Here is a 20098-nt window from a genome sequence, read left to right on the forward strand (position 1 = left end):
CGCCCAAATCATTGATGCCCGGCTCCAAACAATATCCGAATATTGGTTCAAAATTCTATTGACATCCAGGGCTGGTTTGCCCATCATCCGGGCATTCAAATTTTTGGGAGGTTCCAATGCAGAAGGTCGAGTTCAAGAGTGGTGGAGAAACACTGAGCGGAGTTTATATCCGCCCGGAAAATGCGTCCGGAGACGTTCCGATCGTCGTCATGGCTGGCGGATGGTGCTACACCAAGGAAGTCGTCATGCCGCACTACGCCAAGTTCTTCCATGACATCGGCTGCGCCACTCTTTATTTCGACTATCGCAATTTCGGTGAGAGCACCGGCGAACCGCGCCAGCATCTCGATCCGTGGGAGCAGATCGAGGACTATCAGAATGCCTTTTCATTCGCTGAAACGCTGGACGGCATCGACATCGCGCGTTCTGGATACTGGGGCATTTCCTATTCGGGCGGCCACGCCATCATTCTGAACGCGATTGATTCGCGCGCCGCGTGGACGATCTCGACTGTGCCCGTTGTCGACGGCTTCCAGACGATGCGTCGGTGTCATGGCGAGCGTCGCTACGCCGAGTTGCTCAAGGTCATCGCTGAAGATCGCAAGAACCGGTACGAGGGGAAACCGAGCGCGCGTCTGGCGATGTCGCCGGAATCCGATCCGTCGAAGGAAATGAGCTCTTGGCCTTTCCCGCACGTATATGCCGGATTCATGGGGATCAAGGCGAACGAGGCGCCGCTTCATGAGCACTGGAACACTGTCGAGTCGGTCGAACTGCTGCTTCGTTATGTCGTCAAACCCTATGCGGAGCGCATTATCGAAACGCCCGCCATGGTGGCGCTCGCCAAGGCGGACAACATCACCTCTGCGGACCTCGAAGTCGAGATTTTCAACGCCATCCCGTGCGCGGACAAGGAACTCGCTGTCGTGCGCGGCGTCGATCACATGAGCCTTTACACAAACACGGACCACCTTGGAAAGATCGCCAAAGTCCAGGCCAACTGGCTTGAGGACTTGTTGAAGCGGATCTGACCGGATCAGCCGGGAGCGGCGCGCTTAATCGCCGCTCCGCAAACCAACAGCGGTTGCTTGACATGATATCCAACACGCGCGCGGCGGGGTCTCTTGATCTGCTGCGAATGATGCTGACGATCCGCAAGGCGGAAGAGCGCCTCGCAAGCGACTTCAAGGCGGGGTTGCTCCCGGGGCCGGTGCATCTCTATATCGGCCAGGAGGCGGTCGCGACCGGTGTGTGCGCCGGGCTTGACGATCGCGACTGGATCACGTCCACCCATCGCGGTCACGGCCACTTCCTCGCCAAGGGCGGCGACCCGAAAGCCATGTTTGCTGAAATCTACGGAAGAAGCACCGGGATTTGCGGTGGCTTCGGCGGGTCCATGCACGTCGCCGATGTTTCGAAAGGCATCCTCGGCGCAAACGGCATCGTCGGCGGCGGCATTGCGCTCGCAACGGGCGCAGCCCTTGCCACACAGCTCGATGGCGAAAATCGCGTCGGCGTCTGCTTCTTCGGCGACGGAGCTGCGGCTCAGGGCGTCCTCGGAGAGGCGCTCAATGTTGCGTCGCTCTGGAAACTGCCGCTGATCCTCGTTTGCGAGAACAACGGATTTTCCGAGTTTTCTCCAAGCAACAACGTGATCGCAGGCGACATTTACAGGCGGGCCGAACCGTATGGAGTGCCGTCCGTCCGGATCGACGGCAACGATCTCGACGCCGTTCTGGACGCTTCCAGAACCGCTCTGGACCGGGCTCGGAATGGCGGGGGCGGCACGCTGATCGAAGCGCTGACCTACCGGATACACGGTCATGTCGAGGGTGAGCAGGCGTTTTTGAAAACCCGCTATCGGGAAGACGACGAAATCGAACGCTGGCGTGGGGAAGATCCGATCGAGCGTTATGCGCGCCGGCTTGTGGACCAGGGCGAGATGGCGTCCGGCAAATTCGCCGAAATGGAAGAAGACATCGGCCGAATGATCAAGGACGCAGCGGATTGCGTTGCAGACGATCCCTATCCCGAAATCGGCAATCTCGAACGGCACCGACTGGGGGCTGAATGATGCGCAAGCGTATGATCCACGCCATAAACGATGCTCTGTTCGAGGAAATGGAGCGCGATGAACGCGTCATCCTGATCGGCGAGGATGTCGGGGCTTCGATATTTGGCGATACGCGCGGCCTCTTGGACCGTTTCGGCCCGGATCGTGTCCGGGATACGCCGATCTCGGAGGCGGTCATGAGCGGCATGGCGGTTGGCGCAGCCGCAGCCGGTTACCGCGTCGTATGTCATCTCATGTATGCGAATTTCATCTACACGGCTTTCGATGCGATCGCCAATCAGGCTTCGCGCCTGAGGCTGATGACGAACGGCCAGATACGATTGCCCGTGGTCTTCATGGCCGCCGGCGGCGGCGGACGCTCGAACGCCGGTCAGCACTCCGATTATCCGCATGCGCCTGTGGCCTCGCTAGGAGGCGTCTATGTGGCGACGCCGTCCTGTTCGGCAGACGCGAAGGGGTTGCTGAAGACGGCGATCCGCACCGACGATCCGGTGTTCTTCCTGCAGCCCACGAGCCGTGGCGGAGAAATGGGGGATATCCCGGAAGGCGATCACACGGTTCCGCTGGTCAGCGCGCATGTGGCGCGGCAGGGCGATGACGTGACGATCGTCGCTGTCGGCGCGATGCTGCGTATCGCCATGCGCGCCGCCGACGCGCTCGCCGAAGAAGGCGTTTCCGTCGAGATCGTCGATCCGCGCACTTCCTATCCGCTGGATGAGGACGTCATTCTCGCTTCCGTGAGGAAGACCGGCCATCTGGTGGTTGTGGACGAGGCGCGCGCGGCCGGCAGCGTTGCAAACCATATCTCGGCCCTTGTTTGCGAAAAGGCGTTTTCTGCGCTGAGGGCGCCGATCATCCCGGTGACGACACCGGATCTGGCGGTCGCCTATTCACCTCCGCTGGAGAAGGCGATGATACCGGGGCCCGAAGACGTCGTGGCCGCAGTTCAAAGACTGATCAAGGAGACGGGGCAATGAAGGCGGTTCTGAAACTTCCGAAGCTTTCCATGAACATGGAAGAGGGCACCCTGACGGAATGGCACAAGGCCGAAGGCGACAGCTTCAAGGAAGGCGATATTCTTTACGCCGTGGAAACCGAAAAGGTCGTGAGCGAAGTGGAAGCTCCCTGCGACGGAACGCTTCTGTCAATCATTGCCGGGGAGGGCAGCGAACTGGAAGTCGGCGCGCCGGTCTGCCGTATTGAACAGGGCTGAGCGCCATTTTCGGGAGGAGTTAGCATGAGTTGGACAGACGCATACGAGACGATCCGGTTTGAGCGAAGAGGTCGTGTCATCACGGCGATCCTGAACCTCCCGGACAGTCTGAACGCCGTCAACGCCCGGATGCATACGGAACTGTCGCGGGTCTTTGTCGATCTCAACGACGATCCGGAGTCGGACATTGTTGTCCTGACAGGCGCGGGAAGGGCTTTCTGCGCCGGCGGCGACATGGATTGGATGCAGGACGCTATCGATGCGCCGCGTCTGTTCGAACAGACCGCCTATGAAGCAAAACGCATTGTCTTTACGCAGCTCGATCTCGAGAAGCCGCTGATATGCCGCATGAACGGCCATGCAATCGGGCTCGGCGGGACGATTGCGCTCGGTTGCGACGTCGTCATTGCAGACGAGCGCGCGAAACTCGGTGACCCGCATGTTACGGTCGGTCTCGTCGCGGGCGATGGCGGCGCAGTGCTGTGGTCGCATCTGATCGGCTATCTTCGCGCCAAGGAATATCTCCTGACAGGCGACTTGATACCGGCGCCTGAGGCCGCCCGCATGGGTCTGATCAATCGCGCCGTTTCTGCTGACAGTCTCGACGATGACGTCTACCAGCTCGCTGATCGTCTTGCATCGGGCGCCCGAAAGGCGATCCGCTGGACGAAGGTCGTGTCGAACCTGGCGTTGAAACAGGTGGCGCACGCAGTGATGGATCCGAGCATTGCGTATGAGTCGCTTTCGAACGTTTCGGACGACCACAGGGAAGCTGTTGCGGCGTTCCGCGAAAAACGCGCGCCGAAATTTACCGGAAACTGATGCGCGCAGCGAACCTGCGCATGAGGAGAACGTGAAGTGACCGAACGTATCGATGTCGAATTCCAGTCGGAGGGCGCAACCTGCCGGGCATGGTTCTATCGGGGGCACCCCACGGAGAAGCGGCCTACCGTGGTGCTTGCGGGCGGCTGGTGCTATGTCCGCGAGATCGTGATGCCGGTCTATGCCCAGGCTTTCGCCGAGGCCGGCGTCAACGCCATGATCTTCGATTATCGCAATCTCGGCGTATCGGACGGCGACAACCGCCAGCACCTCGACCCGTGGGCGCAGATCCGCGACTACCAGAACGCGCTGAGTTTCCTGGAGCGCCACGAGAACGTCGATCCGGACCGGCTCGGCGTGTGGGGCATCTCCTATTCAGGCGGCCATGCGCTGATCCTTGCCGCAACCGATCCCCGCATCAAGGCGATTGTCAGCCAGATTCCGGTGGTCGACGGATACGAGAACATGCGCCGCGCCCATGGCACGATGGAATACCGGGCGCTTTGGGATCTGATCCTGAAGGACCGGGCGTTGCGCTACGAGAAGCCCGGCGAACGGCTCTACCTGCCGCATGCGACGGAAGACTCGTCTAGGGAAGTCTCTTCGTGGCCGTTCCCCGAGACGGTCCGCACATTCATGAAGATCAAGGAAACGGAAGCTCCCTTGTATGAGAACAAGAGCACGGTGGAGTCCGTCGACCTGCTCCTGAATTACGATGTCGGCCCGTTCGTCAGGCGCATCTATGACACGCCGACATTGATGATCGTCGCGGAAGGCGATGACCTGACGCTGTGGGATCTCGAGATCAATGCGTTCAACCAGATTCCCACGAACAAGAAGAAGCTCGAAGTGCTGCCGCATACCAGTCACATGACGCTTTATTCGGACAAGTCGAAGGTGGAAAAGGCGGCCGAGATGGCGACCGCCTGGTTCGTCGAGACCTTGAAGCCCTGAGCCTGTTCTGGCCGATTTCAAATCCACAACGACGGGCTATTTCAACTGAAATTTTGCTGGTTTGAAAGTTGCCCGGCCGCAGCGGGCGCTTTCAACCGCGCTTACGCAAATCGAGTGCTCCAGGCGCCCGACGACGGGAACAATCGTGTCTTGATCCTGTAACTTTGTTCGCACAAAGTCCGCGATGTCCCGTCCAACGGAGGCGCCCCAGACCGTGGATCCTTCCAGGAATATCTGAAGCGACAGCTTTCGGAGATATTGCTTCCGCAGAACAGGACGCCGCGCCACACACCGCAACGCAAGGCCAATCCATGAAGCTCGTACATATTTCGGACATCCATATCAATTCGGAGACCATTCTCGATTCCGATCCGGTCGACAATTTCGGCAGATGCATCGCGCATATCGAAAAACACCATATGGACTCCGATCGCATCGTCATCACCGGCGATTTGACCCATCACGGTCAGGAAGCGAGCTATCTCAAGTTGCGCGACATGCTCGAACAAACAGCGCTCAAGGGAGTGCTCGCGCCGCGCCTGATGATTGGCAATCACGACGACAGAAGCAACTTCGTGAAAGTGTTCTCCGACACTCCGCGCGACGATAATGGTTTCATCCAGTGGACGGAGGAAACGCCGGCCGGGCTCTTCGTCTACATGGACACCAACGAGCCGGGCGCCCACGCCGGGGTCTATTGTGAACGCCGGCAGGAATGGTTGAACGGGACCCTCGCACGCGCGCGCGCGGCGGGCATGGATGTCTGGTTGTTCATGCATCATAATCCGCTGACCGTGCACGTCGCTAACGCTGACCTGATAGGCATCGTCCAGCAGCAGGAACTGCGGCAAATCCTGCGCGCCCATGCGGACATCGTGAAGCACATTTTCTTCGGCCACTGTCACTACACGCTGAGCGGCTCCGTGGAGGGCATTCCGCTCTCCGCGCCGCGCTCGACCAACCATCCCTGCTGGCCGGAGTTTTCAGGCGATCCGCGCGTCATGGCCTACGGGCCGGTCGCGCCGAATTACAATGTCTGTTTTCTCGACGCCGGCGCCACCGTCGTCCACAGCATCGACTTCCTGCACGAGGACGAGATCATCCGCCTCATGGCGGGCGAGGACGGCTGGATCACGGAGGTCGCTGCTGATTGACCGGAACGGAAGCGGACCAAATTGGCTGCGTTTCGACCGGATTCCGCTGAAAAGACACCTGCCAGTCTGGGGGTGATCGCGTGCGTCAGACCGCGTCATTGAGAATGAAAATGCCGAATTTCCGCAGCGAAGCCAGACGGGAGATTATACTTTAGTCAAAGACGATCTCTGACCAAAAAATCATCAAAGCCGGGCAGGAATGAACATTCTGTGCGCATGGCAAATTTCGCCGATATTCGGAAAAAATCTAACCACCTGTAATCATTGATAATAATCAGGATTCTCAAAACTGGCATACTGTTTGCTAGTCAGTTGGCAGGTCCAGAGGGGACCCTACCAGACGTCCATCAAGCGACGTCGCAGGTAAGCCGCCGGGTGGTCGACGCTTCTTGATCCCGATCGATTGATCATCCGGCGGTTTTTTCATTTCATAATCCACGCTTGATCGTTTCCGCCGCCTTGTCAGAAGCCGCCTCGATGGGCGCCATGCCAAGCACGACGACGTCGACCGCCGCGCCGGCGCCTTCCACGGCCGTGCGCAACTCCGCTCTGGTCAGCGCGCCGTCATAACCCTGCTCGGCGGCGCTTTTCCAGGTTTGGGCGTCGCAGATGCAGGAACTTCCTAATGTGCGGTTCAGCTTCTCCAGTTTGGCGGACAGGTTCACGCTGGCGCCGATCACCGTCAACTCCAGCCGGTCGCCGTAACCGACGGCGCCCCAGCTCACGATTCCGGTCGCGATCCCGACGCCGATGGCGATCGGGCCAAATTCGCGGATCGCTTCTTCCTGCTCGGACCATTGCGCGGCTTCGCCCAGAATGCGTTCGGCGGCCGCGACGGCGCGGGCGGCCGGGTTTTCCTCGTCATCGCCAATGCCGAAGGTCACCATCACGCCGTCTCCCATGAATTTGTCGATCGTGCCGCCAAACTCCTGGATGATCGGGATGACGCGCGATTGATAGGCGGACAGAAGCTGCATGACCTGATCGGCGTCGCGATCCGCAACTAGTTGCGTAAAGCCGCGAATGTCGATGTTCATGATGGTCGCCAGACGCTTCTCACCGGCGCCAGCGACCATCTGGAGCTTATTCTTGCGAATGCCCTCGGCGACGCGCGTGTCGAAGAATTTCGACAGATCCTTCGCCGCCGTCTGTTCGGTAACGGAACGGATCAGCAGGTTCTTGGAGCCGTTGATGGCCAGCGCCAGAATACCGGTTACGAAAAGGATCGAGACCATCTTGTCGACCTCGGCGCCGATCAGGATCGTGTTGGACGTCAGATATTCCACATAGGAGCGCGTCAGCATGCTGTCGGTCGTGTCGAAATTCGTCACGTAGAGAATGATCGAGGTCCAGCCCGTCGCTGCGACCAATCCCGCGACGATGACGAATTTCGGATGGAAGCGCAGCGCCCTGATAGCGATGAATATGAACACGTATAGCAGCGACGGCGCCTTCAGGATGAAGGAGGGCGGCTGCATGTACTGCATGTGGAAACTCACCATCAATCCGTAAAGCAGCGTGAAATCGAACAGGATCGACAGATAGGCGGCCCAGTCGGGCGGCAATCGGAACAGCGACCATGTGAGCCCCGTCACTGACAGAACCAGGAAAATCGCGAGAACATAAGGCGCCGGCGCAAATGCGCCGTCCGGAAAGGTTTTGGGCGCGACCGTGTAGATCATGCAGAAGAGGATGATGATGGCGAGATGGATCAGCCGGAGAAACACCTCGTTCGCCCATTCCTTGCGCTCCACATCCTCCTGGACGCGTTCTGGAAGGCTGGCGATGTCAGGCGCGCCGAACAGCGTTTCGCGCAACTGATGGAATGTGATCAAGGGCTCTCCTCACATATGGTTGCGGCAGACTAGCAAAGAACCGCTTCACAAGCCCCTCAATTTAGCGCAACCGGGCAGTGATGAAAAACTTTCGCCGCAGCCCGCGTTGGAGCGTGCTTGCCGCACCTTTTATCCGGTGCTACCAATGGCTGTAGATAATGTTGTGAAGTTGTCACATCCCAATGGGTCAACGAGAACTCGAAATCAAGCTTGAGGTCGGCCCCGGCATTCTTGACAGGGTAAAACGCAAGCCGGTTTTTACCGCCATGGCCGCGGTCAAACCGTCGCAGACGTCGCTTCGTTCCATCTACTACGACACGCCCGACCAAAGTCTTCGCAATCAGCGCGCATCGCTGCGTTTGCGGGCCAAGGGCGGCGGATGGCTGCAGACGTTCAAGAGCGGAACAGGTGTGGTCAATGGCGTATCCAATCCAATAGAAACGGAAGTCGAGGTCGGCGGGCCGTCGCTCGAACTCGACCGTATCGGCGACACCAAACAAAAGGAATGGTTCGCCAAGCTGGTCGACGCCCAGCCGCTCGATCCGGTGTTCGAGACGCTGATTGACAGAACGATCTGGCTGCTCGATTGCGATGGAGAAGCCGTCATCGAGCTGGCCGTGGACGATGGAACCGTGGAGGCGTCGGGCGAATCGGAAGAAATCAGCGAGATAGAACTCGAGCTCAAGTCCGGCCCCTCGCGGGCGCTGCTGGAAGCTACCGAAAAGCTTTTCGACGGCGAACCGGTTGATCTTGCAACGATGAGCAAGGCGCAACGCGGATACGCCCTTCTGCAAAAGGCCAAGCCAGATACGTCGTCGGCCAAGCCGATCAATGCGGACAAGCCAGCGCTGTCGACGGAGATGACGCCGGTCGATGCGATCAAGACACTCGGCCGTTCCGCCGCGAACCAGATCCTCGGAAACTGGGCGCTGCTTGGCGGTTCGGAGGATTCCGAAGTCCCGCACCAGCTTCGGGTCGGTCTCCGGCGGCTGCGCACGACGTTGAGACTGTTTTCCTCGCTCGGCGACAACGCCGCGCTGGAACGCCTTTCGGAGGAGGCCCGCGAACTTGGCCGCATCATTGGCGCGGCAAGGGACGCCGATGTTCTGATCGAGGATATCGTGACGCCGGTGATGGCGCGCGACAGCGCCGACAGCCGCTTCGAGACGCTGCTTCTGGTTCTGGAACAGGAACGGGCAAACCGGCGACAAGCCGTCCGCGACGCGCTGGCCGAAGGGCGCTGGACCTGGTTCAAGCTGAACTGCACGCTCTTCGAGCAGGCCGTCGAACGGGCGTTAGACACCGGGTTGTCAGCGGATGCGAACGCCGACGTCGCCGTCTTTTCAGCGCGCGAACTGGACAAGGCCTGGAAGCACGTTCGCAAGAGGGGAAAGCGGTTCGACAGGCAGAAAGTGTCGGAGCGTCACGCGATGCGCAAATCCCTCAAGACGCTGCGCTACGCCTGCGATTTCCTGTCGCCTCTGTTCCCGCAAAAAGAGGCCGCAAAGTTCGGCAAGCGCCTGAAAAAGCTGCAGGACATCTTCGGCTATCTGAACGATGTGGCGATGGCTGAAGAACTGGAGACGTTTATCGCCGAGCGGTATCCCGACCGGAACGACCTGCAGGAAAGCGTCGCCGCGATCCGTAAATGGCACCGCAAGCAGGCGAAGGCGGCGGACAGGAAGGCAGGCAACCGCTGGCGGAAACTCAAGGAAAGCCCAAAGTTCTGGGCCGCGTAAGAGCGGCTATCTACCGGAACTGAAATAATCGGAGCGTAGGTCCTCGACGGCTCCTTTTTCTTTCAGCGCTAAAAGGGAAAGCGTCAGCGATTTTGTCAGCGGGCTGTCTTGCGGCAGGGCGAAACCGTATTTGTCTGGATTGAAGATCTTGCCAACCACCTGATACGGCTCTTCCGGGTTCAGTTCCGTATAGTATTCGAGCACCGGGGCGTCGCCCACGATCGCGGCGACCTCATCGGCGAGCAGGGCTTCGGCGGCGCTGTCGATGCCGGGGTAGGAGACATATTCGATGCCGGTGGCGTCAATGAAGTCTTCCGAGACGCTTCCCTCGAACACGCCGACCACCTTGCCGGGCAAATCGGCAAGGCCGTTGATCTGGCTCGTCAGCGACAGCGTCGTCATCACGCTCGTCACGGTGGAGGTGACATAGGCGATGACGGCTATGCCGCAGATCAGCCAGACGCCCTGCCACATGCGCCCGAGCCAGCCGAACAGGTTCTTGCGGGAAGGCGGACGCCCCGAGGTCGCAACCGACATGACCGAGTAGAAACTCTCAGCGACGCCGTCGCGCCAGCGTTTGGGAAAATCGGGATTGAAGCGGCGATCGAATATCGTCAGCAAAATCGTCGCGAAGATAATGATCCCGGCCAGCCAGGCGTAGGCGCGCAGGAATCCGGCGTCTGCGAGACCCGCAACGATGTCGCGAAAACCGGAGCGCCGGTCGCCGTCGATCATCACTCTGAGGCCTGAATCATACCAGGGCTGCGTGAAGTCGACCCGTTGGGCGCGGTTGCGGGTAATCGTCAGGCTCGTGACGGCGATGTCGGTTTCGCCTTCAGACGTCGCGTCGACGAGACCGCGAACTGTCGGATATTCCTTGTACTCGTATTCAAGGTCCATCTCCTCGGCCAACATTTCCCACAGCCGGATCGCCATGCCCGTATAGGCGTCGTCCTTCTTCATGACGAAGGGGGGGCTGATCCAGACGCCGACTGTCACCGGTTGGCCAACGCTTTCCGGGGCCTGTGCGCTGGCGATGGCCGGCGGAAAGAGCAGCAGGCCAAGGAGTAAGAGCAACATTCTGAATCCACGCGAGTCGACTGTCGCGCCTGTTTGCCTGCCTGTTCGCCGCCAACTTTTCATGATTATGCCTGTCACCCGTGTACGAAACGAATCTGTTGTTGGACAGTATTTTAAAAAACCATCGGTGAAAGTCGCAAGGCGTCAATCGCGTCGAATTTCGGACAGAATATCGCAGCGGCCATATTCACTCACGGCCCAACCCCGCCTCGGCCACGATCCGGCGCAGAACTTCGGCGAAATATTCTCCCGCCGGATCGAGCGCCGTCTGGGCCCTGGTGTTGATGCCGATCGAACCCAGAGTCGTTTCCGTATCGATCGGCAAGGTGACAAATTCGCCGCTTTCGATTTCTGCCGCGATCACGCCGCGCGAGATGATCCAGATCGCCTGGTAATTTCGCAGCATGGCGCGCCCGAAGGAATCCGAAACCGATTCGATCGCCTGTCGCGGCTCGGAAATGCCCTGTTCGACGAATAGCCTGTCGACGAAAGGACGAATGATGCTGTTGTCGCTCGGCACGATGACCGGAAAGTCGTCGAGGCTTTCGACGCTGATCTGGCGTTTTCCGGCGAGCGGGTGCGACGCATCGACGGCGATGACAACGCGGTCGCGGTAAAGCGGCTCGAACACCAGGCCTTGCATATTCTCCGGCGCAGGCAGCCGGCCCATGACGAGGTCGAGTTCACCGTTGCGTAACTGGTCGAGTAGCACACGATTTTCACCGGTAACCACCTTGAGCCGGTTGCGCATGCCCGACCGTAGGTAGCGGGATACGGCCTGCGGAATGATCGTGGTCGAGACAGTCGGCAGGGCCCCAAGTCGGATGCGTGGTCCGTCGTCGAGGCTCAGTTCGGACAGCGCGTTGACGCCGTTGCGCGCCGCGGTGATGCTGCTGCCGGCGTAGCGCAGGAAGATCTCGCCGTAGTGGGAGATCCGGATTCCGCGTCCTTCCTTCTCCACCAGCGGCTTGCCGCAGATCTCCTCCAGTTCCCGTAAGGTGCGGGTCACGGCTGGTTGAGTCAGGTTGAGCGCGTCGGCGGCGCGGCTCACGCTTTTCTGCCGCGCCACCTCCACGAAGGTCTCAAGATGGCGCAATTTGATCCGTCGGAGTTGATTCATATCATTTACGGTATTTAAAGTATGATATTTATAATTATTCATTACCGAAGAAATACGTAAATTGCCATCGGTAGGGAGGTTGCCGGTTTGTGTGACGCGGTTTTCAAATCGCGTCGACCATGACGCCGTCGCAGATCCGGAGGACATCCCGAACAAATTAATGACGGAGTGATCGATGACGCAAACCCCGCCAGTTTCGAAGCGGTATTCCGAGGGCATGGCCACGCGCAGGCGAGTGCTGGGCGGCGACCATGTCGACCGCGCCGAAGCCTCCAAGATCGATTTCGACGCTCCGTTCCAGGAACTGATCGTTGAAGCCGCCTGGAGCCATGTCTGGTCTCGAGATCAGTGGACTCCGCGGGAACGCTCCATGGTCACGATTGCGCTGCTTTCGGCGCTCGGACATTATGACGAGGTCGCCATGCATGTCCGTGCAACGGCCAATACGGGCGCGACGCGTGAGGACATTCGCGAGGCGATGTTGCACGTCGCCGTCTACGCCGGCGTGCCCGCCGCCAATCACGCGATCAAGGTCGTGAAGAAGGCATTCGACGAAATGGACGCCGCGGGAGCCGAATCGTAAGTTTGACGGCTGTTTCGGACGGCCGCAAAATTATAAAAAGAATAGCCAGCATTGGAATATTGGCATTGAGGGATGAGGAACCGGTAATTCAATACCAATGGACCACTCAGCAGACCTTGGAGGTCGATAATGCGTAATACACTAGCGGAAACCGGGGCGTTTTTCCCCCGTGACAGGAGCTGGCATCCGAAAGCCTTCACGCCTGACTACAAGACCAGCGTTTTGCGGTCGCCTCAAAAGGCGCTGCTGTCGCTTCCGAACACGGTCAGCGAAATCACCGGTCCGGTGTTCGGCCATGACGTCCTCGGTGAACTCGACGACGACCTGATCTTCAACTACGCAAAGCCTGGCGAAAGCGCGATCGGACAGCGCATCATCGTCCACGGACGCGTGCTGGACGAGCGCGGCAGGGGCGTGCCGAACATATTGCTGGAATTCTGGCAGGCCAATGCCGGCGGCCGATACCGGCATAAGAAGGAAACCTATCTCGCCGCGCTGGATCCGAATTTCGGCGGCTGCGGACGAACCATCACCGATGACGACGGCTACTACGCCTTCCGCACCATCAAGCCGGGGCCCTATCCATGGCCGAACGGCGTGAACGACTGGCGCCCGGCCCATATCCATTTTTCGGTCTTCGGTCACGGCTTCGCGCAGCGCCTGATTACCCAGATGTATTTCGAGGGCGATCCGCTTATTCCGATCTGCCCGATCGTCAACACGATCGGCGATCCGGAAGCCATCAGCCGCTTGACGGCGCCGCTCGACATGAACAATACGATTCCGATGGATTCACGCGCCTACAAGTTCGACATCGTTCTGCGCGGCCGCCGTTCGACGATGTTCGAGAACCGCAAGGAGGGCAATTGAGATGGCTCAGACGCTCAACATGCTAAAGGAAAGCGCGTCGCAGACCGCAGGTCCTTACGTTCATATCGGCTGCACCCCGAATTTTACAGGAATCGAGGGCGTTTATGACGAGGACCTCGGCAGGGCCATGGTCAGCGACGAGACGCTCGGCGAACGCATCACAGTCACGGGCCGGGTCATCGACGGCGGCGGAACGCCGCTGAAGGACGCCATGGTCGAAATCTGGCAGGCCGATCACGCCGGGCTGTACAACAGTCCCGCCGAGACCCGCGGTCTCGCCGACCCGAACTTCCCCGGATGGGGCCGGCAGCCGACGCACATGACAACCGGCGTCTTCACCTTCGAGACGATCAAGCCGGGCAGGGTCCCCTTCAATGACGGTCGCATGCAGGCGCCGCACATCACGTTCTGGATCGTTGCCCGCGGCATCAATCTCGGTCTGAACACGCGCATGTATTTCGGCGACGAGGAAGCGGCCAATGCGGAGGACCCGGTGCTCGGCCGAATCGAGCACAAGGTTCGCGTCCCGACACTGATCGCTGCTCGGGAGGGAAACACCTACACGTTCGACATCAACCTTCAGGGTCCGGACGAAACAGTTTTCTTCGATATCTAGAAAGAGGCGCCATGGCGAGTTTCATGTCACTCCGCGACGCGGTCGCGGACAATCTGAAGGACGGCGACGCCGTCGCATTCGAGGGCTTTACGCATCTCATTCCCCATGCGGCGGCCCATGAGGCGATCCGTCAGAACCGCAAGGACCTGACGCTTATCCGGATGACGCCGGACATCGTCTACGACCAGATGGTCGGCATGGGCATGGTCAGAAAGATGATCTTTTCCTATGTCGGCAATCCGGGCGTCGGCCTGTTGCGTCGTGTTCGCGACGCAGTGGAGAATGACTGGCCGCAGTCGCTCGAGATCGAGGAACACAGCCACGCCGCCATGGCGAATGCGTACGAGGCGGGGGCGGCTGGTCTGCCCTGCGCCGTCTTCCGCGGTTATCGCGGCGCCGGCCTTGCGGAAGTCAATCCGAATATCAAATCGATCATCTGCCCGTTCACCGACGAGAAACTGGCGGCGATCCCGTCTGTGCGCCCGGACGTCACCTTCATTCACGCCCAGCGGGCGGACAAGAAAGGCAATGTGCTGATCGAAGGCATCATCGGCATTCAGAAGGAAGCCGTGCTTGCCGCAAAGCGGGCGGTCGTGACCGTCGAGGAAGTGGTCGACGAATTCGACGAGCATCCGAATACCTGCATCCTGCCGCACTGGACGGTTTCGGCGATCTCCACCGTTCCCGGCGGCGCCCATCCGTCCTACACGCACGGTTACTACGACCGCGACAACGCCCGCTACATCGAGTGGGACAAGATTGCCGCCGACCGCGACACGTTCCTGACGTGGATGAAGGAAAACATCCTTGACGCGGACGCGGATGCGTTCGCCGACAGGGTGAAGGATCTGAGGACTTCAGCATGAGCGAGAACGATTTCACACCTGATGAGATGATGACCATCGCTGCGTCGCGCGCGCTGACGAATGACGACGTCTGCTTTGTCGGCATCGGGGCGCCGTCGGCGGCCTGCAACGTGGCGCGTCTCACCCATGCGCCGGATATCACGCTGATCTACGAAAGCGGCACGATCGGCACGGCGCCGGACGTGTTGCCCCTGTCGATCGGCGACGGCGAATTGTGCGACACGGCCATCACCACCGTCTCCGTGCCGGAGATGTTCCGGTACTGGCTGCAAGGCGGACGCATCACCATCGGCTTCCTGGGCGCGGCCCAGCTCGACAAGTTCGGCAACATCAACACGACCGTCATCGGCGACTATCATCACCCGAAGACCCGCCTTCCGGGCGGCGGCGGCGCGCCTGAAATCGCGACATCGTCGCAACAGGTCTACATCACGATGAAGCAGTCGCTGAGAGGCATGGTCGACAAGATCGATTTCTTCACGTCGTTCGGCCATGGCGACGGCGGCGACGCCCGCCAGAAACTCGGTATCGAAACAGCCGGGCCGACGCTTCTGATCACCGATCTCGCTGTCTGGAAGCCGGATCCGGAAACGAAGGAATTCACCGCCGTTTCCCTGCATCCGGGCGTTACTCGCGACGAGGTCCAGGCGACCTGCGGCTGGACGGTCAAATTCGCCGACAATCTTGAAGTTACGCCGGCGCCGACTGAACTCGAGCTAAAGACGCTGCGGGATCTGAGAGAACGCACCCGGATCGCCCATTCCGGCAAGAAAGAAAAGGCTGCATGATGAGCGAAGCTTATATCTGCGACTATATCCGCACACCGATCGGCCGTTTCGGCGGCGCGCTTTCCAGCGTGCGGGCAGACGACCTTGGCGCGGTTCCGCTGAAGGCTCTCAAGGAACGCAATCCTTCGCTGGATTTCGAGGCTATCGACGAAGTGCTCTACGGCTGCGCCAATCAGGCGGGCGAGGATAATCGCAACGTCGCGCGCATGAGCCTGCTGCTTGCAGGACTGCCGGAATCGGTGCCGGGCGCAACGATCAACCGGCTGTGCGGATCCGGCATGGATGCGCTGATTACGGCAGCGCGCGCCATCAAGGCCGAAGAGGCGAACCTCATTATCGCTGGCGGCGTCGAATCCATGTCGCGCGCGCCTTTCGTCATGCCTAAGGCGTCGACGGCCTTCTCGCGCAACGCAGAAATCTACGACACGACCATCGGTTGGCGCTTCGTCAACCCGGTCATGAAAGCGCAATACGGCGTCGATTCCATGCCGGAGACGGGCGAGAACGTCGCGGCGGATTTTAACGTGTCGCGCACCGATCAGGACGCTTTCGCGCTTCGCTCCCAGGCCAAGGCCGCCGCCGCCCAGGCCAACGGTCGACTGGCGAAGGAAATCACCCCCGTCTCGATACCGCAGCGCAAGGGCGACCCGATTGTTGTCGACAGCGACGAGCATCCGCGTGAAACCTCGATGGAGCAGCTGGCGAAGCTCGGCACGCCGTTCCGCAAGGATGGCACAGTCACGGCCGGCAACGCTTCCGGCGTTAATGACGGCGCCGCGGCTCTCATCGTCGCCTCTGAAGAAGCCGTGAAGAAATACGGCCTCACACCCATCGCCCGCATTCTCGGCGGAGCGACCGCCGGCGTTGCGCCACGCATCATGGGCATCGGTCCGGCGCCGGCGACAAAGAAGCTGTGCCAGCGGCTGGGCGTCAAGCCGACCGATTTCGACGTCGTGGAACTGAACGAGGCCTTCGCCAGCCAGGGCATCGCCGTGCTGCGCGACCTTGGCATCGCCGAAGACGCCGATTTCGTCAACGCCAACGGCGGCGCGATTGCGCTCGGCCACCCGCTCGGCATGTCCGGCGCGCGCATTGCCGGCTCGGCGGCGCTCGAACTCGGCGTCCGAGGCGGCAAGCTGGCGCTTGCCACCATGTGCATCGGCGTCGGGCAGGGTATCGCAGTGGCGCTGGAGCGGGTGTGATCTGCAGCCTTCAATTCTGGACGGCGCACGCGTGCCTGCTGACTCATTCGAGCTACGGCGTCGCCGCTCAGCGATCCGTCACCTCAAACAACCTCAGCAGCAGCTCGACGTGTTCCGGATCATGGACCCATTTCGGCAGTAGCGATCGCATCAACTCTGGCGTGAGGTCCGGATAGCACTCGCGCCATTTCCTGGCGGCGTCCAGCGCCTCGCTCTTGCGTCCGGCCATCCAGAGCGCGCTATACAGCATCCTGTAGGCCCAGACGACGCCGGGACCGGCGCGCATTCCCTGCTGGATCAGTTCGATGGCTTCGTCATAGCGTTTCTGGACCCGCAACGCGGCGGCCCTGCCAAACAGCACGTTGAAATGGAAAGGATCGAGAGGGCTCAGGGACTCCGCGCGATCAAGGTAGACCAGCGCCTCGTTCGGGAAGCCGCGGTAAACCGCGTTCCAGCCTTTTCGCAGCCAGCCCCAGGCATTGTTCGGGTCGAGCGTCAGAGCCCTGTCAAGAAACAGATCAGCCTGATCGAAATCGTTGCCGGCCAGCGAACTCGCCGCAGACAGCGCGACAAGCGCCCCGGGGTCGTCACCCACAAGCGGGGCGGCGCGCGCGACCAGGTCGTTTGCCATTTCTCTGTCCGAGACGGCGTCCTTGCTCCACAGGTAGCAGCACTGATGGGCGTGGCACCACGCCTTGAGAGCGAGCGCAGGCGCGTAATCCGGCGTATGCTGCAGCGCCTTGTCGAGCAACGCGATGGCTTTGAGGTTTTCTTCCCGGCGATGCGCCCAGAAATGCGGAAGCGCGGTCAGCATCAAATCATAAGCCGTTCGATCCGCCTGAGGCCTCTGCCTTGCCCTGGCGATCTCGGCCGCCCTGAGATTCGGCGCGATATGACCTGCCACTTGCGCGGCGATCCTGTCCTGAAGATCAAACAGGTCATCCATTTTGTCATCGAACCGTTCGGCCCAAAGCGTGCGTTCTTCGCTTGCCGACACGAGCTCCACGGAAATGCGGACCCGTTCCCCTGATCGCCTGACCGATCCTTCGACGACATAGTCCGCCCCGAGACGTTCGCCGATCGTCTTGATGTCCAGCGGTTGGCCTCTGACAGCAAAGGCGGATTGGCGAGCGATCACATGAAAATCGTGAACGCGCGACAGCGCGCCGGTGATTTCCGCCACCACGCCGTCGGCGAACATGTCCGTGTCGGCGGCGCCAATTTCCTCAAAGGCGAGAACCGCCAGCCGAGGCCGGTTCAGACCGGAGTCCGGCGCCGGAGAGACGGGTTTGCCGGGTTCCGCAGAGCGCATCTCGCGCAACCAGTCTTCGAAGCCTTCCGAGGCGAGGTCGAAGCCGTCGAGAAACACGCCGTCGCCTGGAAGATCGGACTCCACCTTGTCGCTTGCCAGCCAGACATGTTGCCTGTCGGCCATGAGCAACCCCTCGGGCAGATCCCGACGCATGACCGAGAGCTCCTGACGGAGGGAGGCGCGCGCCTGATCGCCGGACCGGTCCGACCATAGGAGGTCCGCCAGTCGTCCACGCTCGGCGCGAAATTCAGGTTGTCGGGAAAGAAACGCCAGCATTGCCTGTCCGCGTCGCGACAGGGCTTTCGGAGCGCCCGGACCGGTCATTCGGAACGGGCCTTTCAGATGCAGTGTCAGCATGAGAACGCCAGCGGAAACAGGTGTAATGCGAACAAGACTAAGGGTTTTTGCGAATGCAGCCTAGTTTTTTTACGGAAATATTGCGGTGGCGCGAAAATTTTTACGCGCTTGCTTACGGGCGTCTTGCGCGGGTTGTGCAGAGTGCAGGTGTCGAAACGAAACACTCCAGCAAAGATGAGAAATTCCATGACCTTCCACAACGACACCGTCAGCCGCCCGGTTTCCTCGCCGCTGAGAAGTTTCGAACTGCTCGCAGCCGGTCTGCTGAATTGGGTGAACTTGCTCGATGACAAGTATCGCCAGGCGCGTCTGATGGAGGAGCTGACCAACGATCAGCGCCTCGACATGGGAATGCCCCTCCGCGTTGATCCGCCGCGTTTGCCCGATATGGGCTGGTGATGGGTTCCTGCGGCCGTCGAGGCTTCTTTCAGGCGTTCAGTGACGCTACAAGACGGTTTCCGCCACCACCGCAAGCGCCTCGGGCTGCTGGCAGCCGAGCAGCATGCTTGAAACGTGCGCCTGCTTGCCGGCGCTTTGCCAGCGCTGCAGCCGGTCCTTGATCCGGTCCGCCGGTCCCACTAGGTGACAGGCGTCGATCAGCTCCGCCGGCACTGCGGCCATCGCCTCGTCCTTGCGGCCTGCGAGATAAAGATCCTGTATCTTTTCCGCCGCCTCCTCGAAGCCGAGCCGCCTGGCGTAGTCGTTGTAGAAGTTCTTGTTCTTCGCGCCCATGCCGCCGATATAGAGCGCCATGTTTTCGCGAATGGGCCCCATGCAGGCGTCGACGTCGTCGCCCATGATCACCGTAACGAAGGGCGCAATCTCGAACTGCGACAGGTCCTTGCCGTCGCCGGCCTTCGTGAAACCCTTCCTGATCGGCTCGTCGAACACGTCAAACTGTTCCGGATCCATCCACACGGGGAAGAAGCCGTCCGCCACTTCCGCCGCGGCTTCAACGCCTTTGGGCGTGATGGTCGCGGCGAAGATCGGGATCTCATGCTCGCAATGCAGGATGCTCTTGAGCGGTTTGCCGAGCCCCGTCGCGCCGGGGCCCGTATAGGGCAACTGGTACATGTCGCCGTCGAAGGTCACGGGGCCTTCCCGGCGAATGATCTGCTTCATGATCCGCACATATTCCTTCAGCCGGGTCACCGGCTTGCCGTAGGGAACGCCGTGCCAGCCCTCCACGACCTGCGGTCCGGAGGCGCCGAGGCCGCAGATAAAGCGCCCGCCGGAGAGTTCGGCCAGCGTCATCGCCGTCATCGCCGCCACGGCCGGCGTGCGGGACGGCATCTGCATGATGGCGGTGCCGACTTTCATCCTGCTGGTGCTGGCCAGGATCCATGCCGCCGGCGTCACCGCGTCCGAGCCATAGGCTTCCGCGGTCCAGTAGGAATCGTAGCCGAGGCTCTCGGCATGTTTGATGAAGTCGAGCGGAATGCTCATCTTGCGGCCCGAATAGCCGCCAATCAGTCCCAGTTTCATGTGCCTCCCCCTGGCGCGAATGTCGCGC

The 20098-nt window shown here is 60.5% G+C and carries 20 protein-coding genes; 15 read left to right on the forward strand and 5 right to left on the reverse strand.

The annotated features are described in order from the left end of the window. Positions 1 to 116: 116 nt before the first annotated feature. The 7 genes from AAFN47_RS09345 to AAFN47_RS09375 all read left to right on the forward strand — a co-directional run bounded on the left by AAFN47_RS09345 (position 117) and on the right by AAFN47_RS09375 (position 6217). Positions 117 to 1031, forward strand: coding sequence for an alpha/beta hydrolase (locus tag AAFN47_RS09345; protein WP_499808945.1), 915 nt, complete (start codon positions 117 to 119; stop codon positions 1029 to 1031). A 62-nt stretch (positions 1032 to 1093) separates the two neighbouring features. Then, positions 1094 to 2074 (forward strand): thiamine pyrophosphate-dependent dehydrogenase E1 component subunit alpha, encoded by a 981-nt coding sequence (locus tag AAFN47_RS09350; RefSeq protein ID WP_499808946.1) that lies wholly within the window; start codon positions 1094 to 1096, stop codon positions 2072 to 2074. Beyond that, entirely contained in the window at positions 2071 to 3051 is a 981-nt protein-coding gene (locus tag AAFN47_RS09355) for an alpha-ketoacid dehydrogenase subunit beta (RefSeq protein ID WP_499808947.1), read from the forward strand. The genes AAFN47_RS09350 and AAFN47_RS09355 overlap by 4 nt, the downstream gene beginning before the upstream one ends. Next, entirely contained in the window at positions 3048 to 3287 is a 240-nt protein-coding gene (locus AAFN47_RS09360; protein WP_499808948.1) for a biotin/lipoyl-containing protein, read from the forward strand. Before AAFN47_RS09355 ends, AAFN47_RS09360 begins: the two co-directional genes overlap by 4 nt. 24 nt (positions 3288 to 3311) lie before the next feature. Next, positions 3312 to 4109, forward strand: coding sequence for an enoyl-CoA hydratase/isomerase family protein (locus AAFN47_RS09365; protein ID WP_499808949.1), 798 nt, complete (start codon positions 3312 to 3314; stop codon positions 4107 to 4109). Between the two features lie 36 nt (positions 4110 to 4145). Then, positions 4146 to 5063 carry an alpha/beta hydrolase gene (locus tag AAFN47_RS09370; protein ID WP_499808950.1) on the forward strand — a complete coding sequence of 306 codons (918 nt, stop codon included), beginning with the start codon at positions 4146 to 4148 and terminating at the stop codon, positions 5061 to 5063. Between the two features lie 311 nt (positions 5064 to 5374). Next, positions 5375 to 6217 (forward strand): metallophosphoesterase, encoded by an 843-nt coding sequence (locus tag AAFN47_RS09375; protein ID WP_499808951.1) that lies wholly within the window; start codon positions 5375 to 5377, stop codon positions 6215 to 6217. A 428-nt stretch (positions 6218 to 6645) separates the two neighbouring features. Here the strand turns inward: AAFN47_RS09375 and AAFN47_RS09380 are convergent, their stop codons facing one another. After that, positions 6646 to 8052 (reverse strand): adenylate/guanylate cyclase domain-containing protein, encoded by a 1407-nt coding sequence (locus AAFN47_RS09380; protein WP_499808952.1) that lies wholly within the window; start codon positions 8050 to 8052, stop codon positions 6646 to 6648. Between the two features lie 182 nt (positions 8053 to 8234). Here AAFN47_RS09380 and AAFN47_RS09385 point away from each other — a divergent pair, with 182 nt between their 5' ends. Beyond that, positions 8235 to 9791, forward strand: a complete 1557-nt coding sequence (locus tag AAFN47_RS09385; RefSeq protein WP_499808953.1) for a CYTH and CHAD domain-containing protein — start codon at positions 8235 to 8237, stop codon at positions 9789 to 9791. A gap of 6 nt (positions 9792 to 9797) precedes the next feature. On the opposite strand, the gene AAFN47_RS09390 is transcribed toward AAFN47_RS09385, so the two are convergent. After that, positions 9798 to 10871, reverse strand: coding sequence for a transporter substrate-binding domain-containing protein (locus AAFN47_RS09390; RefSeq protein WP_499808954.1), 1074 nt, complete (start codon positions 10869 to 10871; stop codon positions 9798 to 9800). A gap of 187 nt (positions 10872 to 11058) precedes the next feature. Beyond that, the gene (pcaQ, locus tag AAFN47_RS09395) at positions 11059 to 11991 is read right to left on the reverse strand and encodes a pca operon transcription factor PcaQ (protein WP_499808955.1); all 933 of its coding nucleotides are present in this window, start codon (positions 11989 to 11991) and stop codon (positions 11059 to 11061) included. Positions 11992 to 12166: 175 nt separating this feature from the next. Between pcaQ and pcaC the strand changes: the two genes are divergently transcribed. The 6 genes from pcaC to pcaF all read left to right on the forward strand — a co-directional run bounded on the left by pcaC (position 12167) and on the right by pcaF (position 16916). After that, on the forward strand, positions 12167 to 12574 hold the full coding sequence (gene pcaC, locus AAFN47_RS09400; RefSeq protein WP_499808956.1) for a 4-carboxymuconolactone decarboxylase: 408 nt from the start codon (positions 12167 to 12169) through the stop codon (positions 12572 to 12574). 129 nt (positions 12575 to 12703) lie between these two features. Next, positions 12704 to 13444, forward strand: coding sequence for a protocatechuate 3,4-dioxygenase subunit beta (gene pcaH / locus AAFN47_RS09405; RefSeq protein ID WP_499808957.1), 741 nt, complete (start codon positions 12704 to 12706; stop codon positions 13442 to 13444). 1 nt (position 13445) lies between these two features. Further along, on the forward strand, positions 13446 to 14060 hold the full coding sequence (pcaG, locus tag AAFN47_RS09410) for a protocatechuate 3,4-dioxygenase subunit alpha (protein ID WP_499808958.1): 615 nt from the start codon (positions 13446 to 13448) through the stop codon (positions 14058 to 14060). Positions 14061 to 14071: 11 nt separating this feature from the next. Beyond that, entirely contained in the window at positions 14072 to 14926 is an 855-nt protein-coding gene (locus tag AAFN47_RS09415) for a CoA transferase subunit A (protein ID WP_499808959.1), read from the forward strand. After that, the gene (locus tag AAFN47_RS09420; protein WP_499808960.1) at positions 14923 to 15714 is read left to right on the forward strand and encodes a CoA-transferase subunit beta; all 792 of its coding nucleotides are present in this window, start codon (positions 14923 to 14925) and stop codon (positions 15712 to 15714) included. The genes AAFN47_RS09415 and AAFN47_RS09420 overlap by 4 nt, the downstream gene beginning before the upstream one ends. Beyond that, entirely contained in the window at positions 15714 to 16916 is a 1203-nt protein-coding gene (gene pcaF / locus AAFN47_RS09425) for a 3-oxoadipyl-CoA thiolase (protein ID WP_499809000.1), read from the forward strand. Before AAFN47_RS09420 ends, pcaF begins: the two co-directional genes overlap by 1 nt. Before the next feature lie 67 nt (positions 16917 to 16983). Here pcaF and AAFN47_RS09430 read toward each other — a convergent pair whose 3' ends face one another. Further along, positions 16984 to 18585, reverse strand: a complete 1602-nt coding sequence (locus tag AAFN47_RS09430) for a hypothetical protein (protein WP_499808961.1) — start codon at positions 18583 to 18585, stop codon at positions 16984 to 16986. A gap of 186 nt (positions 18586 to 18771) precedes the next feature. Here AAFN47_RS09430 and AAFN47_RS09435 point away from each other — a divergent pair, with 186 nt between their 5' ends. Beyond that, complete coding sequence (locus AAFN47_RS09435) at positions 18772 to 18984, forward strand: hypothetical protein (protein WP_499808962.1); 213 nt, start codon at positions 18772 to 18774, stop codon at positions 18982 to 18984. A gap of 45 nt (positions 18985 to 19029) precedes the next feature. Here the strand turns inward: AAFN47_RS09435 and AAFN47_RS09440 are convergent, their stop codons facing one another. Further along, positions 19030 to 20070 (reverse strand): LLM class F420-dependent oxidoreductase, encoded by a 1041-nt coding sequence (locus AAFN47_RS09440; protein ID WP_499808963.1) that lies wholly within the window; start codon positions 20068 to 20070, stop codon positions 19030 to 19032. Positions 20071 to 20098: the final 28 nt, after the last annotated feature.

It is taken from the genome of Hoeflea sp. CAU 1731 (assembly GCF_039888615.1).
Classification (GTDB): domain Bacteria; phylum Pseudomonadota; class Alphaproteobacteria; order Rhizobiales; family Rhizobiaceae; genus Flavimaribacter.